Consider the following 1,250-nt stretch of genomic DNA (forward strand, 5'->3'; position numbering starts at 1 on the left):
CTTCAATAAGGTGAATATTTTTCAATACATATGGATCTGCAATGATTTTCACTTTCGTCTTTTCAGACCCGATACCAGCCAAAGACAATACAATAGCAACATTAATATTTCTCGGAAACTGCTTAATTGCTTCCGCAGCAGAACCTTCGAATAATACCGTTTCTTCTTCTAATGAAGAACCTGCAGGCAACGCGCTAGGCGGTTTTCTCGTGGTAATACACACGGATTCAAGTCCATTAACTGCTTTTGCCGATTTAAGTACATCGAGACCTCCGATTGCACCGGACGGGAGGAAAATATTAACGTTATTTTTTCGACAGAGGCGTTTAATATTGTCTTCATAAGCAGCATCGGCCATTACACCTATGCTGCTTAATAATAGATTTTTTCCGCTTTTTATCACTTTCAATGCGTACTCTTCAGCAGCTTCAATTGTCGCTGCTTCTATGACTAAATCCACATCTGAATTAAGGAGAGAGTCAACATCACTATACGACTGTGTCCCAAATTCTTCAACTAGTTGAGTTGCTATTTCTTCACGGCGTGCATAAATCGAAACGATTTTCCCTCCTGGAAGAAGTCCGTCTTTATTTATTGCCTGAAGCAGAAATTTCCCGATATTACCGCATCCAATTAGCCCTAGTTTCATGTAATTTCATCCTTCCTCAATCAGCAAACCCATAAGAGTCTGCAAAGAATTCAAGTCCACAATGTCTCGTTTCGCGGGAAACACCACTTTCTTTTAAACCAGGAAAATCGAGGGCCAATTCGCTGAAAACGGTATGGTTATTATGGAAAACCGCTCCTGCTTCGAGACGATCGGCCATCTCTATAGCTAATTCTTCATTCACAGTCCAAACAGACGCACGCAAACCAAATTCACTATCATTCGCTAACCTTACCGCTTCATCAACATTAGAGAAAGGCAAAATAGGGATGACTGGTCCAAATTGCTCGACCCGGACCACTTCGCTTTGCTGATCGACTCCTGTAATAATAGAAGGAAGCATATAATAACCTTGATCCCATGTTTCTGGATTAAGTTGAATCCCAGTAGTGACTACTTTTCCACCAGACTTAGCCGTACGTTCGATCAACTCATTCACATAGTCAAACTGTGTTTTATTATTCAATGGCCCCATTGTTACATCCGGCTGAATGCCATCACCAACCACGACTCGGCCAAACTCTTTGGTTAATTTTTTCACAACTTCATCAAAGCGTGATTCATGGACATACACTCGTTTAAC

Annotated in this window: 2 protein-coding genes; both read right to left on the bottom strand. The window is 41.1% G+C overall.

Annotated features, from left to right (window positions below):
* Positions 1–649, bottom strand: a 649-nt coding sequence (locus tag AC1DUW_RS29535; protein WP_477644265.1) for an aspartate dehydrogenase domain-containing protein, incomplete at its 3' end; no start/stop codon positions are given.
* Positions 650–665: 16 nt separating this feature from the next.
* Positions 666–1,250 (bottom strand): aldehyde dehydrogenase family protein (locus AC1DUW_RS29540; protein ID WP_477644266.1); only part of this gene is annotated, 585 nt, incomplete at its 5' end.

Source organism: Peribacillus sp. P4_C12 (assembly GCF_056402095.1).